15 protein-coding genes are annotated in these 14,536 nt (G+C 65.6%); 3 read left to right on the top strand and 12 right to left on the bottom strand.

Going from position 1 to position 14,536, the window contains the following annotated elements; genetic code table 11:
• Window positions 1-36: 36 nt before the first annotated feature.
• The 6 genes from ftsH to ptsP all read right to left on the bottom strand — a co-directional run bounded on the left by ftsH (window position 37) and on the right by ptsP (window position 7,656).
• Window positions 37-1,986 carry an ATP-dependent zinc metalloprotease FtsH gene (gene ftsH, locus HUK72_RS09250; protein ID WP_176596529.1) on the bottom strand — a complete coding sequence of 650 codons (1,950 nt, stop codon included), beginning with the start codon at window positions 1,984-1,986 and terminating at the stop codon, window positions 37-39.
• 75 nt (window positions 1,987-2,061) lie between these two features.
• Window positions 2,062-2,253 carry a hypothetical protein gene (locus HUK72_RS09255; RefSeq protein ID WP_066555398.1) on the bottom strand — a complete coding sequence of 64 codons (192 nt, stop codon included), beginning with the start codon at window positions 2,251-2,253 and terminating at the stop codon, window positions 2,062-2,064.
• A gap of 131 nt (window positions 2,254-2,384) precedes the next feature.
• Window positions 2,385-3,329, bottom strand: a complete 945-nt coding sequence (gene tilS, locus HUK72_RS09260) for a tRNA lysidine(34) synthetase TilS (protein WP_176596530.1) — start codon at window positions 3,327-3,329, stop codon at window positions 2,385-2,387.
• Between the two features lie 7 nt (window positions 3,330-3,336).
• Window positions 3,337-4,239 carry a hypothetical protein gene (locus HUK72_RS09265; RefSeq protein WP_176596531.1) on the bottom strand — a complete coding sequence of 301 codons (903 nt, stop codon included), beginning with the start codon at window positions 4,237-4,239 and terminating at the stop codon, window positions 3,337-3,339.
• A gap of 99 nt (window positions 4,240-4,338) precedes the next feature.
• A complete protein-coding gene (locus HUK72_RS09270; RefSeq protein WP_176596532.1) occupies window positions 4,339-5,277 on the bottom strand; it encodes a helix-turn-helix domain-containing protein in 939 nt (312 codons plus the stop codon).
• Window positions 5,278-5,379: 102 nt separating this feature from the next.
• Complete coding sequence (ptsP, locus tag HUK72_RS09275) at window positions 5,380-7,656, bottom strand: phosphoenolpyruvate--protein phosphotransferase (RefSeq protein WP_176596533.1); 2,277 nt, start codon at window positions 7,654-7,656, stop codon at window positions 5,380-5,382.
• A gap of 142 nt (window positions 7,657-7,798) precedes the next feature.
• Between ptsP and HUK72_RS09280 the strand changes: the two genes are divergently transcribed.
• Window positions 7,799-8,956 carry a pyridoxal phosphate-dependent aminotransferase gene (locus tag HUK72_RS09280; protein ID WP_176596534.1) on the top strand — a complete coding sequence of 386 codons (1,158 nt, stop codon included), beginning with the start codon at window positions 7,799-7,801 and terminating at the stop codon, window positions 8,954-8,956.
• Between the two features lie 232 nt (window positions 8,957-9,188).
• On the top strand, window positions 9,189-10,358 hold the full coding sequence (locus HUK72_RS09285) for a pyridoxal phosphate-dependent aminotransferase (protein ID WP_176596535.1): 1,170 nt from the start codon (window positions 9,189-9,191) through the stop codon (window positions 10,356-10,358).
• A 241-nt stretch (window positions 10,359-10,599) separates the two neighbouring features.
• Here HUK72_RS09285 and HUK72_RS09290 read toward each other — a convergent pair whose 3' ends face one another.
• The 5 genes from HUK72_RS09290 to HUK72_RS09310 are packed head-to-tail and all read right to left on the bottom strand — an operon-like array spanning window position 10,600 to window position 13,204.
• Window positions 10,600-11,067 carry an SRPBCC family protein gene (locus HUK72_RS09290; protein WP_176596536.1) on the bottom strand — a complete coding sequence of 156 codons (468 nt, stop codon included), beginning with the start codon at window positions 11,065-11,067 and terminating at the stop codon, window positions 10,600-10,602.
• Window positions 11,064-11,555 (bottom strand): VOC family protein, encoded by a 492-nt coding sequence (locus HUK72_RS09295; protein WP_176596537.1) that lies wholly within the window; start codon window positions 11,553-11,555, stop codon window positions 11,064-11,066. Before HUK72_RS09295 ends, HUK72_RS09290 begins: the two co-directional genes overlap by 4 nt.
• 11 nt (window positions 11,556-11,566) lie before the next feature.
• The gene (locus HUK72_RS09300; RefSeq protein WP_176596538.1) at window positions 11,567-12,361 is read right to left on the bottom strand and encodes a VOC family protein; all 795 of its coding nucleotides are present in this window, start codon (window positions 12,359-12,361) and stop codon (window positions 11,567-11,569) included.
• 12 nt (window positions 12,362-12,373) lie between these two features.
• A complete protein-coding gene (locus tag HUK72_RS09305; protein ID WP_176596539.1) occupies window positions 12,374-12,736 on the bottom strand; it encodes a DUF1428 domain-containing protein in 363 nt (120 codons plus the stop codon).
• A gap of 27 nt (window positions 12,737-12,763) precedes the next feature.
• Window positions 12,764-13,204 (bottom strand): VOC family protein, encoded by a 441-nt coding sequence (locus HUK72_RS09310; protein WP_176596540.1) that lies wholly within the window; start codon window positions 13,202-13,204, stop codon window positions 12,764-12,766.
• A 128-nt stretch (window positions 13,205-13,332) separates the two neighbouring features.
• On the opposite strand from HUK72_RS09310, the gene HUK72_RS09315 reads away from it, so the two are divergent.
• Window positions 13,333-14,004 (top strand): winged helix-turn-helix transcriptional regulator, encoded by a 672-nt coding sequence (locus tag HUK72_RS09315; RefSeq protein ID WP_336950692.1) that lies wholly within the window; start codon window positions 13,333-13,335, stop codon window positions 14,002-14,004.
• Here HUK72_RS09315 and HUK72_RS09320 read toward each other — a convergent pair.
• Complete coding sequence (locus tag HUK72_RS09320) at window positions 13,988-14,299, bottom strand: multidrug efflux SMR transporter (RefSeq protein ID WP_176596541.1); 312 nt, start codon at window positions 14,297-14,299, stop codon at window positions 13,988-13,990. The genes HUK72_RS09315 and HUK72_RS09320 overlap by 17 nt on opposite strands.
• Window positions 14,300-14,536: the final 237 nt, after the last annotated feature.

Here is a 14,536-nt window from a genome sequence, read left to right on the forward strand (position 1 = left end):
ATCCGGCAACGCCCCCTTCCTACCACTATATCTCGCTCAAGCGCCCGCGGGCGTCGGGTCTCCAAATGGCCCCTTGCGCCGCCGCGTCTTGGGGATGGAAGAGCCTGCCGCCGGGATCACCGAGGGCTTGATCGTCGTGCCGTCGTCCCGGGTGATCTCGCCCTTGTCGAGCAGCGTCTTGATCTCCTCGCCGGAGAGCGTCTCATATTCCAGCATCGCGTTGGCGAGCAGGTGCAACTGGTCCTCATGACCCTTCAGCACTTCCTGCGCCCGCGCATAGCCCTGCTCGACCAGCCCACGAATTTCCTTGTCGATCAGCTTCGCCGTCTCGTCCGACATATGGACGCGCTGGCTCTGCGAATAGCCCAGGAAGGTTTCGCCCTGCTGCTCCTCATATTGCAGCGGCCCCAGCTTGTCCGACATGCCCCATTGCGTGACCATGTCGCGCGCCAGCTTGGTCGCGTACTGGATGTCGCCCGAAGCGCCCGACGACACCTTGTCATAGCCGAAGATGATCTCCTCGGCCACGCGGCCGCCCATGGCGACGGCCATGTTCGCGTGCATCTTGTCACGGTGATAGCTGTAGCTGTCCCGCTCCGGCAGGCGCATCACCATGCCCAGCGCGCGGCCGCGCGGGATGATCGTCGCCTTGTGGATCGGATCGGACGCCGGTTCATGGACCGCGACGATGGCATGGCCCGCCTCATGATAGGCGGTCATCTTCTTCTCATCGTCGGTCATGACCATGGAGCGGCGCTCGCTGCCCATCATGACCTTGTCCTTGGCCGCCTCGAACTCGTCCATGGCGACCAGACGCTTGCCCCGGCGCGCCGCCATCAGCGCCGCTTCGTTGACAAGGTTCGCCAGATCAGCACCCGAGAAACCGGGCGTGCCCCGCGCAATGGTGCGCGGATTGACGTCCGGCGCCAGCGGCACCTTCTTCATGTGCACGGCCAGAATCTTCTCGCGGCCCTCAATATCCGGGCGCGGCACCACGACCTGACGGTCGAAACGACCCGGACGCAGCAACGCGGGGTCCAGCACGTCGGGACGGTTAGTCGCCGCGACGATGATGATGCCCTCATTCGCCTCGAAGCCATCCATCTCGACCAGCAACTGGTTCAGCGTCTGCTCGCGCTCGTCATTGCCGTTGCCCAGACCCGCGCCGCGATGGCGGCCGACCGCGTCGATTTCGTCGATGAAGACGATGCACGGCGCGTTCTTCTTGGCTTGTTCGAACATGTCGCGAACACGGCTCGCGCCGACGCCGACGAACATTTCGACAAAGTCAGACCCCGAAATGGTGAAGAAAGGCACGCCCGCCTCGCCCGCAATGGCGCGGGCCAGCAGCGTCTTGCCCGTACCGGGCGAGCCGACCAGTAATGCGCCCTTGGGAATCTTGCCACCCAGCCGCGCGAATTTGGTCGGGTCCTTCAGAAATTCGACGATTTCCTGCAATTCCTCGCGCGCTTCGTCGATGCCCGCGACGTCATCAAAGGTCACCTTCCCATGCTTTTCGGTCAGCAGCTTGGCCTTCGACTTGCCAAAGCCCATGGCGCCGCCCGCGCCGCCGCCCTTCTGCATCTGGCGCAGCACGAAGAAAGCGATGCCCAGGATCAGCAGGAACGGCAGCGACTGGTAGATCAGGATCATCCAGAAGCTGGGCTGCTCCTCCGCCTGGCCGGAATATTTGACATTATAGTCGTCCAGCAGGCCCGTGAGGCCCGGATCGTTCACCGGAACGGTGCTGAACTTCTGCCCGCTGGTCAGCGTGCCGGTGATCCGGTCGGTGGCGACCGCAACGTCCTTGACCTGCCCTTCCTGCACCTTGGCGCGGAATTCGGAATAGGCAATGCCCGTCCCGGCGCTGGACGCCGTGCGGCTGTCGAACATCGAGACGAAGAGCAGCAGGGCGACAATCACCCCCGCCCAAATCATCGCGCTCTTGATCCAGGGGTTACCCTGCGGGTCCTTCTCGTCGTTCATTCACCACTCTCTTTCACCCGGCAAGATAGGGTGCCGCAGCAAAATCGCAAGCAGAGCCGCATGCGCAGCCGCCGTTCAGCCGCCGACAAATTGCGACAAAGCGATATAGGCCAGGATCACCGCGACCCCCGCCGACAGACCGCAGAGCATATAGCCCGTATAGAGCAGCATCGGCGGATGGGGTCTTTCCATCCTGTGGTTACGCTGCGCCGCTGAAAGAATGACACTGGCCAGCAGGCCGTATGTCACTGCCGCAAATTCAAACATGAATCGAAAATTCCCACGCTCAACTGGGTTCATTAACCAGCATAGGCGTTAAGGAAAGGTCATTGCGCGCCCTCAAATCGACGGATTGTGGGAGTCCCGCGCCAGACCGTGGAACCTTTCCGTAACGACCTTCACTGCCAGCGCCGCTGGGGCGCGACTTTGAGGGTCCAGCGCTCCCCGCCCTTCAGCACGAGGCGGCCGATGCTCATCTTCCCGCCCCGGCGCGCCGCCGCGATCAGCCGGTCGACCGCATCCCCACGCGGCGGCGCGGCATCCGGCTGCAACCGCGCCACCATCCGCAGGATCAAGCGGCGCAGCAGTTCGCGGGGAAGGTCGGTCCGGTCCAGCGCCAGCCCGTCCCCGTCCGGCAGCACATGGCGCGCCTCCAGCCCCTCGACCGCCCAATCCAACGCCTCCTCAGCCTCCGCCAAGGCCGCAGCGCTACGCCCTGCCGCCGCCGCGTCGATCCAGTCCACGCCGCTCAGCGCCATGCGCAGCGCGGCCCGGTCGAAACGCAGATCGCTGTTGGAAGGATCATCGACCTGCGGCAAGTCCCGCGCCAGCGCATAGGCGTGCAGGTCCGCCTTGCGCACGTCCAGAAGAGGCCGCAGCACCGTCCCCTGACGCGCCCGCACGCCCGCCAGCCCGCCGACACCCGCGCCCCGGTTCAGCCGCATCAACAGCGTCTCCAACTGATCGTCGGCATGATGGGCAGTCAGCAGCCAGTCCAGCCCACGCGCCGCCCGCCACTCTTCCAGCAAGGCATAGCGCTGCGCCCGCGCCCAACTTTGCACATTGCCCCGCACCGCGCCCTGCGGATGCAAGGTCGCATGCGCGATCCCGGCCTGCCTGCACCAGTCCGCCACCATCGCCGCTTCGGCAGCCGAAGCCTCGCGCAAGCCATGGTCGACCGTCGCCGCCTCGACCCGCCCCGGAAAGGCCCGCGCCGCCAGATCGAGCAAGGCCATGCTGTCCGGCCCGCCCGACACCGCCACGCCGAAACGGGCGCTGGCGGCATCCTCCACCAGCGCCTCGATCGCTTCCCTCAGCCGCGCTTCGGGCTCGCTCTCAGCCACGGGCCCGTCAGGCCGTGCACTTGGCCCTGGTCCGGCCCTTGTCCATCATGCCGCGCAGGCCGGTCGACAGGCTGCCGCCATAGACCTGTTCCAGTTCCGCATAGACTTTGCAGGCATCGGCGGGCTTCTTGAGCTGGATCAGAGCCTCGCCCAGATAGGCCAGGCTGTCGGCCGCGCGGTCGCCCTTGGGCCGCTTCTGGTAATTTTCGTAGAAGGCGACGGACGCCAGCGCCGGCTTGCCATCGTCCAGATAGGCGCGGCCCAGCAGGTTCGCCGCCTTGCTGGCGACCGGGGTCGCGCCATATTTGTCGACCGTCGCCTTCAACTGCACCTGCGCCTCCGGATAGAATTTCGCGCCCCACAGGCGGAAGCCATAGGTATAGGCGTCATCCGCCTCATTGCCGGTCGAGGGCCGCTCGATCGCGGCGACGGCGGTCTTGCGCTCCTCGCTCGCGCCATTGGCGGCCGGGCGAGGCGTCGCGGGCCGGACCGGCGCCGGAGCGGCGGACGAGGACGGACCGACGGCCGGCGGCGGCGCCACAGCGGGCGCGGCGCGGCTTTCCTGCTCCGCCTTGTAGCGGTTGAACGCCTCTTCCAACTGTTTCAGCTTGAAGCTGTTCTCCTCCACCTGCCCGGTGATCGAGGCCAATTGCGATTCCAGCGCATTCACCCGCGCCGTCAGATCAGCGACCGGCGTGGAACTGGGCGATCCCGGTACCACGGCAGGCGCAGCCGGGCGCGTGATCTCCGCCTCCAGCGGCGCGCCGGCGGGAAACACCTTGCGCTGCACCGCGCGCATTTCCTTTTCCAGCCGGTCGACCCGCACGTCGACGCTGACATTCTGGGCCGCGACCGGCGGCGCGAGCGCGATCAGCGCCAGTGCAGCGGTCGCGAAAAAAGCGTTACGCATGATGATCCCCGACTAATATCCGGTCTTAACCATAGGGCGATAATCCGCCCGGTAAAGCGCGACTTTGCGCCAAATTCCGCTGAATCGCCCCTGAACGGATCAGTCGGCTGCAGCGGGTGCCGGAGCCGGCGCGGCAGGTGCAGATGCCGGCGCAGACGTTGGAGCCGCAACGGGAGCCGGGGCCGGAGCAGGCATCGCCGGACGCGTGCTGGCTGCCGCCGGAACCGGCGTTGGAGCAGAAGCGGGAGCAGGCGCCGCCCGCGCCAGCAGCGCCTCCGCATTCACCGGCACGTCGGCAATGGTGCGGTCCGGCGGCCCCAGCGGTGCGATCGGCTTGCCGCCGACCGTCACGCTCAGCGCCTGCGGACGCCCGGTCAGGATCATCGGATTGCGGGCATTGGCGGGAAGGGTGAAGCTCTCACCCTTCTTCATCAGCCCATCCTTCAACCGCTCGCCCGCTTCGTCATAGATGCGCAGCCACACATCGTCATTGGCGGTGAAGACGACCGTCTGCACGACCGGCGCGGCAGAACGCGCGCCCGCCGCCGGTTTCGCCGTCGCGGGCGTCGGCGCCGCCTGCTGCGCGGCGATCTCTTCCCCGGTCGGCGGCGTCATCACCTGCGTCCGCCAGACCGCGAAGCCCGCCACCAGGATCACGACGATGGCCGCCGCCGTCCAGGCGAGCGCTCGGGAGGGCACCCGCGCCGGATCGGCAGGCTCGAACGCTTCATAGCGGTTGCTGCCCAGTTCCGAATTATGCACGGCGTTGCGCACGTCGGCGGCGATAGCCACCTCGTCCACATCGATGGCGCGGGCATAGGCGCGGGCAAAGCCCACCGCATAGGGAATGCCGGGCAGAGCGGCATAATCGTCGCGCTCTATCGCTTCCAACTGGCGCTGGGCGATGCGGGTCCGCGTGGCGACATCCTGTATCGACAGCCCCTGCGCCTCCCGCGCTGCGCGCAGACGCGCGCCGGGAGTGTTGGGCCGCTGTTCCGACGCCGCGGCGCCGGGTTCCTGTTCAGCTTCTTCTGCCATGCTGCTCCGCGACTTTTTGAAGGCCGGCCTTGTCTCATTGCGGGACAGGGATTGTCAACGCCGCGTCGGCCCGATCGAGCTGAACGCGCCGCCGCAATCCCCTTAATTCAATTCAATAGCATGTTCCCCGGCCCAGTCGACCAGCGCCGAACGAATATCGACGACACCCCTGTCCAGCAGGTCGCGCATGAACGCCCGCAATTGCGCCGCGTCGATCGTCCGGATCATCGCCTTGACCGGCCCGACCGAGGCGGGGGTGATCGACAGGCGCCGCACGCCAAGGCCGATCAGCGCCATCGCCTCCAGCGTGCGCCCGCCCATCTCGCCACAGACGCCGACCGGCACCTCCTGCGCCTCGCAGGCGCGCACCACGCGGTCGAGGAAGCGCAATATGGCGATGCTGAGCCAGTCATAACGCTCCGCCAGCCGGGGATGGGCGCGGTCGGCGGCGAACAGGAACTGCGTCAGGTCGTTGGTGCCGATCGACAGGAAATCCAGCTTGGGCAGCAACAGGTCGAGCACTTCCGCCAGCGCCGGAACCTCCAGCATCGCGCCGTAACGCACCGCGACCGGCAGCTTCTTCTTCTGCGACACCAGCCATTGGCGCTGATGCTCGACCAGCGCCCTCGCCTGTTCATATTCCCAGGGTTCCGACACCATCGGGAACATGACGTGCAACACCTTGCCCGCCGCCGCTTCCAGCAGGGCGCGGGCCTGCGCTTTCATCAGGCCGTCCCGGTCCAGCGCCAGCCGCAGCGCGCGCCAGCCCATGGCGGGATTGTCCTCCAATTCCTCTTCAGCGTCGCGGGTCATATAGGGCAACGCCTTGTCGCCGCCGATGTCGACGGTGCGGAAAATGACCGGCCGGTCGCCCGCCGCGTCGAGCACGTCGCGATAGAGCCGCTGCTGCTTCTCCCGCTGCGGCAGGGTGGCGGAGACGAGGAACTGGAACTCCGTGCGGAACAGGCCGATGCCGTCCGCGCCCACCAGGTCCAGCGCCTGCGCATCTTCGCGCAGACCCGCATTGACCATCAGCTCGATCCGCTGCCCGTCGGTGGTCACCGACGGCAGGTCGCGCATGGCCGCAAATTCGGCGCGGCGCTTCTGCGTCACATGCAGCTTGTTCTCGAACGCCTCCTCCATGTCCGGCGTCGGGCGGATCAGCAGATTGTTGTCGGCCACGTCCAGCAGGATCAGGTCGCCTTCATTCACCTGATGCCGGATGTCGCGCACGCGGCCCAGCATCGGCACGCCCATGGCGCGGGCGACGATGGTGACATGCGCGGTCAGCGACCCTTCCTCCAATATGACGCCCTTCAACCGCCGCCGGTCATATTCCAGCAGCTCCGCCGGCCCCAGATTGCGGGCGATCAGGATGGCGTCCTGCCGCAATCCGAGCTGCGCCGCCGTGCCCAATTGCCCGGACACGATGCGCAGCAGCCGGTTCGCCATATCCTCCAGATCGTGCATCCGGTCCTGGAGCAGCGGGTCGTCGATCTGGCGCATGCGCATGCGGGTGCGCTGCTGCACGCGCTCGATCGCCGCCTCGGCGGTCAGGCCGCTGTCGATCGCCTCGTTGATCCGCCTGATCCACCCCTCGTCATAGGCGAACATCTTGTAGGTTTCGAGCACCTCCTGATGCTCGCCTTCCGTGCCGAACTCGGCCGTGCCGGTCATGCGGTCGATCTGCTCGCGCATCTTGGTGAAGGCGGAAATGACGCGCGCGCGTTCCGCCTCCGTATCCTCCGCGACCGTATGTTCAATATGCACGCGAGGCTGGTGGAACACCGCATGCCCCCCCGCCATGCCCATGACCAGTTGCAGCCCATGCAGGATCGAGGTGCCCGTATCCTGCACCCGCGAATCCGACGGGCCGTCGTCGGCCAGCTCGGCATTGGCGATCAGTTCCGACAGCACCATCGCCACCGTCTGCAGCGCCTCGATCTCCACTTCCTCATAGCGGCGCGGCTCGACATGCTGGACGCAGAGCACGCCGATGGCGCGCTCCCGCCGCACGATCGGAACGCCCGCGAAACTGTGGAACAATTCCTCGCCCGTCTCGGGGCGATAGCTGTAATCGGGATGCGAGGCCGCTTCGTCCAGGTTCAGCGTCTCGACATTGGTGGCGATCATGCCGACCAGGCCCTCGCCCATCGCCATGCGGGTGACGTGCACGGCTTCCTGCTTCAGCCCCCGCGTCGCGAACAGCTCCAGCACCCCTTCGCGCACCAGATAGATGGAGCAGACCTCGCTCGACAGCGATTCCCCGATGATCTCGACCACCTTGTTCAGCTTCGCCTGGGCGCTGGTGCGCGCGGCCATGACTTCCTGCAGGCGGATGAGGATCTGGCGGGCGGCGGCGGCGGGCGTGCTGGGCATATTTCAAGCGCTAACAGATCGCGCACTCGCTTTCCAAGGCGAATATGCGCGGCTTTGGCGGATTCTGCTTCCCATCCATGGCGGAAAGGGAGAGCAGTTTCGTTTACGGCCGTAAAATCTCTAGAGTCAGGGAGACGAGCATATGGCAGAAATCGACAACAAGGCCTTTGAACAGGATCTGATCGACCGTGGCTATTCCCGCCGCCAGATGGGCAAGGTCGCGGCCTTGCTGGGCGCGGGCGCGGCCGCCCTGCGCGTCACCGGCGCCATCGCGCAGCAGGCCGCCAAGCCGGTCGAGGGCGCGGTGCGCATCGGCGCGAACGAATGCTGGACCGGCCCCTTCCCCGTCGCCGCCGAAGCCGCCTTCAAGCTGGTGCAGGAAGGCAATCGCTACGAACCCAATGACGAGCATGCCAAGCTGTTCGAGGCCGTCGCCGCCGTGGAGGGCATCCCCGCCGACCGCATCACCGCCTGGCCGGGCTCCAGCGATCCGCTGAGCCGCGTCGCTGTCGCCTACGCCTCGCCCACGCGCGGCATCGTCACCGGCAACCCCGCCTATGAAGCCATCTGGCGCACCGGCGATTGGCTGGGCGCCAAGGTGACGAAGGTGCCGCTGACCAAGGATTATGCCCATGACGTGAAGGCGATGCTGGCGGCAGACCCCAATGCGGGTGTCTATTATATCTGCTCGCCCAACAACCCGACTGGCACCATGACGCCGTTGGCCGACATCCAGTGGCTGGCCGACAACAAGCCCAAGGACGCGATCCTGGTCGTCGACGAAGCCTATATCCACTGGTTCGACGGCCCGAACGCCGCGAAGATGGCGGCCAGCCGCGACGACGTGCTGATCCTGCGCACCTTCTCCAAGCTGTTCGGCATGGCGGGCATGCGCCTGGGCCTCACCTTCTCCAGCCCGGTCATCATGGAAAAGATGATGCGCTATGACGGCGGGCAGGTGACGGCGATGCTGCCGATGACAGCCGTCGCCTGCGGCACGGTGTCGGTCGCGCAGGCCGGCCTCATCAAGCAGCGCCGCGCCGAAATGGTCGCCGCCCGCGAAATGGCGATCGCCCATCTCAAGAAGAAGGGGATCAAGGTCATTCCCGGCAGCCAGGCGAACATGTTCATGATCGACTGGGGCAAGCCCGCCAAGGACATGCAGGCCGCGATGCTGGCGGAGAAGGTGCAGATCGGGCGCAACTGGCCGATCTGGCCCAATGTCTCCCGCGTGTCGGTCGGCTCGGCGGACGAAATGAAGGCTTTCTGCGACGCCATCGACAAGGTCTGGAAGGCCTGAGCCAAGGCGTTCGGGGATGCGCTTCTCCTTCGTCACCCCGGGCTTGACCCGGGGTTCCGATGCCTGAGGATAGCGCAGACGCAAAAAGCGGAACCACGGATCAACCCATGCCCTGAACCAACCGCATAAAATTTCGAGAATCCGGGGCGGCGCATTGTGGAAATGCGCCGCCCTTTTCGTTCCTCCCCTTGGAATATGCGCAGATGACCGAACAACAAGGGGAACAGACGACATGACCATGATGTTGGAAAAGGACGCCCGCGAAGACCTGCTCGAACGGGGCTATTCCCGCCGCACGATCGGCAAGATTTCCGCGCTGATGGCGGCAGGCGCAGCAGCCGGCAACCTGCTGATCCAGCCCGCCTTCGCGCAGCAGCAGGCCGCGCGCGGCATCAAGGGCGCCGTCCGCATCGGCTCCAACGAATGCTGGACCGGTCCGTTCGAACCGGGCGTGCAGGCCGCCGCCAAGGCCGCCGCGGTCGGCAACTGGTACGACCCGGACAATTACAAGGGCGACCTGATCGCCACCGTCGCCAAGGTGGAGGGCATTCCGGAATCCCACGTCATGTTGTGGCCGGGTTCGGGCGGTCCGCTGGTCAGCACGGTCGCGGCCTTCTGCTCGCCCACCAAGGGCCTCGTCACCGCCGATCCGACCTTCGAATCCGCCTGGCGCACCGCCGATTACCTCAAGGCCCCCATCGCCAAGGCGCCGCAGGCCATCGGCAAGGGCCATGACGTCAAGGCGATGCTGGCCGCCAATCCGAACGCTGGCCTCTACTATATCTGCTCGCCCAACAATCCGACCGGCACCGTCACGCCGCTGGCCGACATCGAATGGCTGCTCGCCAACAAGCCGGCGGATTCGATCCTGCTGGTGGACGAAGCCTATATCCACTTCTCCGAGGCGCAGAGCGCGGCGAAGCTGGTGGCGGGCCGCAAGGACCTGATCGTCATGCGGACCTTCTCCAAGCTGTTCGGCATGGCGGGCGTGCGGCTGGGCCTGACATTCGCGGACCCGGACGTGCAGAAGCGCATCGGCCTGTTCGGCCCCACGGCGGGCGGGCTGTCGATTACCGCCATGGCCTGCGGCAACGCAGTCTATCCGGAGGCTGGACTCATCAAGGCCCGCCGCCAGGAAATGATCGCCAACCGCGAGGAAACCATCGCCTGGCTCACCAAGAAGGGGATCGAAGTACACCCCGGCAGCCAGGCCAACATGTTCATGGTGAACTGGAAGACCAAGACCGCCAAGGAGGTTCAGACCGCCCTCCTCGCCACGCCGGAAAAGGTGCAGATCGGCCGTGCCTGGCCGATCTGGCCCACCGTCTCCCGCGTCACCGTCGGGTCGGCGGACGACATGGCGAAGTTCTGCGCAGCGGTGGAGAAGGTTTACAAGGCCTGATTTCTCCCGATGGCCAAGGAAGGGCGTCCGATGCAAGCCGGGCGCCCTTTTTTGTGCGCCGGTCAGGTAGCAGCCCAATTCTGGTTTTGGCCCATCGCTGCCGTTAAGCGCGCCGTGTTCCTGCGAAGGCAGGAACCCAGTTCAGACGATCCGATGATGCACTAAGGACGGGCCTGGACTCCTGCCTTCGCAGGAGCACGGTTGACCCTAGGACGGACGTCCATGTCCGCCCCCCCCGCCCCTAAGCCGTCCCCGCCGAAGTCTCGCACAGCGCCTTGAACTGCTCGGCCATCTGATCCCAGCCGGGATGGAAGCCCATTGCCTTATGCTTCTCCAACGCCTCCGCATCCCAATGCCGTGCGGTAGCGGTGAAGCGCGTTCCCTCCCCCTCGTCGGCAAAGCTCCAGATCGCCGTCATGAAGGGCGTCTGCGGAATCCATCCCGAAGCATAGGCGTCGGTGGTGACGATCTTTTCCTGCGGCACCACCTCTAGGAAAATGCCCTCCATCGGCCCGCTATCCTCGCCATTGGGCCCGAACATGCGCACCGCGCTGCGCCCGCCGGCGCGCAGATCCTCCTCGATCACCTCGGCGCGCCAGGGCTTGGGACAGAACCATTGGTCCTTGAGGTCCGTCCACACTTTCCACACGATCCCGCGCGGGGCGGCGATATGGCATGTCACCGACAGCTCGAACTCCGCCGCGCTCATGGCAATGTCCCCTCGAAAGCCGCCTTCATCCGACCGGTGTCCAGCTTCTGCATGGTCATCATTTCCGCCATCATCCGCTGGATGCCCGGCCCGTCGCCGGTCTTGTAGAGGTCCATGATCTCCTGGGTCACGAGCTGCCAGGACAGGCCATATTTGTCCTTCAGCCAGCCGCACGGCCCCGGCGATCCGCCATCGGCGGTCAAGGCGTCGAAACAGCGGTCGATCTCCGCCTGATCCTTGCAGGCGACGGAGAGCGACACCGCCTCGGTGAAACCGAATTCCGGCCCGCCGTTCAGCGCCTGATAGCTGTCCCCGAACAGGGTGAATTCGACCAGCAGCACGTCCCCGCCCTTGAACGGGCTGGGGCTGGGATTGCCGTCGGGATAGCGGCTGATGAAATCCACCGATCCGCCAAAGATCGAGACATAGAAGCGCGCGGCTGCCTCCGCCTGCCCATTATACCACAGGCAGGGTGAAATCTTCGACATGGTTCCTCTCCTTATCCCTGGGCCGAACGCATGCCCACCAGCGCGAACATCGCGCCTTGCGGATCGAGCGCCTGGATGATCCAGGCTCCGCCCGGCACCTCCATCGGCCCGTTGAGCAGGGTGCCGCCGCCGGCCTTCACCTTTTCGGTCGCGGCATCGATGTCCGGCACGACGAAGTAGAACAGCCATAGGGGTACCGGCACCTCCTTCGGGCGCGCCATGATGCCGCCGCTCATGCCGTCGAACGCCGTCGACCCATCCTGCGAGAAAAGCTGGTAGCTGCCCATCTCGCCCATATCCATGGCCTCGCCCTTCCCCCAGCCGAACTGGGCTGTGTAGAAGGCCAGATCGGCGTCGAAATCGCCGCTGTACAGCTCATGCCAGCCGACATGCCCGTTCGCCATCGCAGGCGGCGCGTCCATCCCCTCCGGGCTGGAACCCTTGAGCAGCATGAACACCGCGCCGCCCGGATCGGCCATCACCGCAAAGCGCCCGACGCCCGGAATATCCTCCGGCGCCCGCTTCACGCTGCCGCCCGCCTCGGTCAGCCGCTTCGCATCGGCATCCACGTCGGCCGATCCGACATAGCCGCCCCACCAGGGCGACATGCCGCAATCCTTGGCCTCCGCCGGGATCGCCATGACGCCGCCCGTCGGCCCAGCGCTGCCCGAAATCACCTGATAGTCATGGCCGCCGCCAAAGGCCTGCGCCGTCCAGCCGACGACATCGCCGTAAAAGGCAAGCGCCGCCGCCGGATCGCTGGTCATCAGTTCATACCAGAAGAATTTGCCGTTCAGATCGGTCATCGTTCCTCTCCTTCAAGCCTTGGCGTCGAGCAGCACCTCAAACCCGCCATAGATCAGCCGCGCGCCGATGAAGGGCATGTCCTCCCCCTCCTTGGGCTGCATCCGGGGATCGTTCATCACCTTCTCCGCGCCCGCGTCGCGTGTTTCCTTGTCGGGCCATTCGATCCAGGAAAAGACGACCTCCTCATCCTCCTCCGCGATGACGGCGGTGCGGAAGTCGTTGACCTTGCCGGGCTTGATGTCGTTCGCCCAGCATTCGACGATCCGCAGCGCGCCATGCTCGATGAAGATCGGCGCGGCATAGGCCGCCACTTCCCTGTACCGTTCCTTGTTGCCCTTGGGCACCGGGATCACGAAACCGTCCATGTAGCTCATCGTCTCTCTCCTCATGAAAGGCAGAGTTCAGGCGGTCGCTTCCTTATGGGTCGCAAGCGCCGCTTCCATATCCATCCACGTCACTTCCCAGATATGGCCGTCCAGATCGGCAAAGCTGCGGCCGTACATGAAGCCATGATCCTGCTGCGGATTGGGTTCCGTGCCGCCCGCCGCCAGCGCCTTTTCCGTCGTCACGTCGACATCCGCCCGGCTCGCTTCGCTCAACGCCAGCAGCACCTGCGCGGTTTCATGCGCATTGGGGATTTTGCGCGGCGTGAATCCCATGAACCGCTCTTGCGTCAGCAGCATGACATGAATGCTTTCCGAAAAGCTCAGCATCTGCGCGCTGTCGTCCGCGAATTCCCTGTTCGGGACCGCGCCGACCGCCTCGTAGAAGGCGATGGAGGCGGGCAGGTCCGTCACCGGCAGGTTCACGAAAATCATCTTCGGAGCGGGGGCATTCGACATCGCGCATCTCCTCGGGATCATGGGGGCCGGTCGCTTCCATGAACGACTCAGCGACTTGAACTTCATGGACCCGCAGATTATCTTATACAACAATTAAGTTAGAAAAAATAACCAAGGACTCCAGTCGCGTGAAGAAACGGGCCTATCAGGATGGTTGTGCGACAGCCCATGCGCTGGACCTGGTCGGGGACCGATGGGCCATGCCGATCATGCGGGAATTGATGCTGGGGCCCAAGCGCTTCACCGATCTGCGCGCCAGCCTGCCCGGAATCAGCGCCAATGTGCTGACGCAAAGGCTGGAGGAGCTGGAGGCTAGCAGCATCCTCATCCGCCGCCGCCTGCCCCCGCCCGCCGCCAGCCAGATTTACGAGCTGACGGAGTGGGGCCGCGAGTCGGAGATATTGTTCCAGGTGCTGGGCCGCTGGGCGTCCCGATCGCCCACCATGCAGCCGGGCCTGCCGATGAGCAATGTGTCGGTGATCCTGTCGATGCGCACGATGATCGACCGCAGCCGCATCGGTGACATGGACGCCGTGATCGGCCTGCGCTTCGGGGAGGAGTCATTCCGCCTGGTCCTGAAGGATGGCGACTTCACCGCCGACCGGGGCGAAGCGGCCGGGGCGGACGTGATCCTGTCCGGCGACCAGAATGCGCTGGCGGCCGTGGTCTATGGCGGGTTGCGATTCGAGGATGTCGCGGGCGCGCTCCAGGTGGAGGGGGACAGGGCGTTAGCCGAGCGCTTCGTCCGGCTCTTCCTCTTGCCCCCCATGGCGCCCTCGACGGTCATGCCAGCTTCATGAGGACCAGGCCGCCCAGGATCATCATGGCGGCCAGCAGGCGCAACGCCGTCGCCGCCTCGCCCAGAAAGACGATCCCGACCAGAAAGGCGCCCAGCGCGCCGATGCCGGTCCAGATCGTATAGGCGGTGCCGAGCGGCAGGCTCCTCATCGCCAGCGACAGCAGGGCGAAACTGCCGATCATCGCGATCAGGGTGATGAGCGTCGGTGTCAGGCGGGTGAAGCCCTGCGACTGTTTCATCGCAAACGCCCAGACGATTTCCAGCAGACCGGCGACGATCAGAGTGACCCAGGCCATAGTGCCCTCCCTTGCAAGAGAGCCGGGCCGTCCCGGACTTATGCCCGCTGGGCGGGGGAGGACGTGGCCTCGCTTGTCGGGCGGGATAGAGGGTCCATCCCGGTTAAGCAACAGCGGGCACACTCGCCAAATCCTCCCTGCGCGCAGCGTGGGGAGGGTCGAAGAGAGTCACGTGCCTCTCTTCGACAGCCGCAGGCTGGTGGAGGGGAAAATGGCACGACCTACGGCGCCCTACGG

Source organism: Sphingobium sp. 15-1, from assembly GCF_013375535.1.
Classification (GTDB): domain Bacteria; phylum Pseudomonadota; class Alphaproteobacteria; order Sphingomonadales; family Sphingomonadaceae; genus Sphingobium; species Sphingobium aromaticivastans.

Bases quoted from the DNA above. Each gene is read 5' to 3' on its own strand.
- ftsH (WP_176596529.1), bottom strand. From the start codon at position 1,986: ATGAACGACGAGAAGGACCCGCAGGGTAACCCCTGGATCAAGAGCGCG.
- HUK72_RS09255 (WP_066555398.1), bottom strand. From the start codon at position 2,253: ATGTTTGAATTTGCGGCAGTGACATACGGCCTGCTGGCCAGTGTCATT.
- HUK72_RS09265 (WP_176596531.1), bottom strand. From the start codon at position 4,239: ATGCGTAACGCTTTTTTCGCGACCGCTGCACTGGCGCTGATCGCGCTC.
- HUK72_RS09270 (WP_176596532.1), bottom strand. From the start codon at position 5,277: ATGGCAGAAGAAGCTGAACAGGAACCCGGCGCCGCGGCGTCGGAACAG.
- ptsP (WP_176596533.1), bottom strand. From the start codon at position 7,656: ATGCCCAGCACGCCCGCCGCCGCCGCCCGCCAGATCCTCATCCGCCTG.
- HUK72_RS09280 (WP_176596534.1), top strand. From the start codon at position 7,799: ATGGCAGAAATCGACAACAAGGCCTTTGAACAGGATCTGATCGACCGT.
- HUK72_RS09285 (WP_176596535.1), top strand. From the start codon at position 9,189: ATGACCATGATGTTGGAAAAGGACGCCCGCGAAGACCTGCTCGAACGG.
- HUK72_RS09290 (WP_176596536.1), bottom strand. From the start codon at position 11,067: ATGAGCGCGGCGGAGTTCGAGCTGTCGGTGACATGCCATATCGCCGCC.
- HUK72_RS09295 (WP_176596537.1), bottom strand. From the start codon at position 11,555: ATGTCGAAGATTTCACCCTGCCTGTGGTATAATGGGCAGGCGGAGGCA.
- HUK72_RS09300 (WP_176596538.1), bottom strand. From the start codon at position 12,361: ATGACCGATCTGAACGGCAAATTCTTCTGGTATGAACTGATGACCAGC.
- HUK72_RS09305 (WP_176596539.1), bottom strand. From the start codon at position 12,736: ATGAGCTACATGGACGGTTTCGTGATCCCGGTGCCCAAGGGCAACAAG.
- HUK72_RS09310 (WP_176596540.1), bottom strand. From the start codon at position 13,204: ATGTCGAATGCCCCCGCTCCGAAGATGATTTTCGTGAACCTGCCGGTG.
- HUK72_RS09320 (WP_176596541.1), bottom strand. From the start codon at position 14,299: ATGGCCTGGGTCACTCTGATCGTCGCCGGTCTGCTGGAAATCGTCTGG.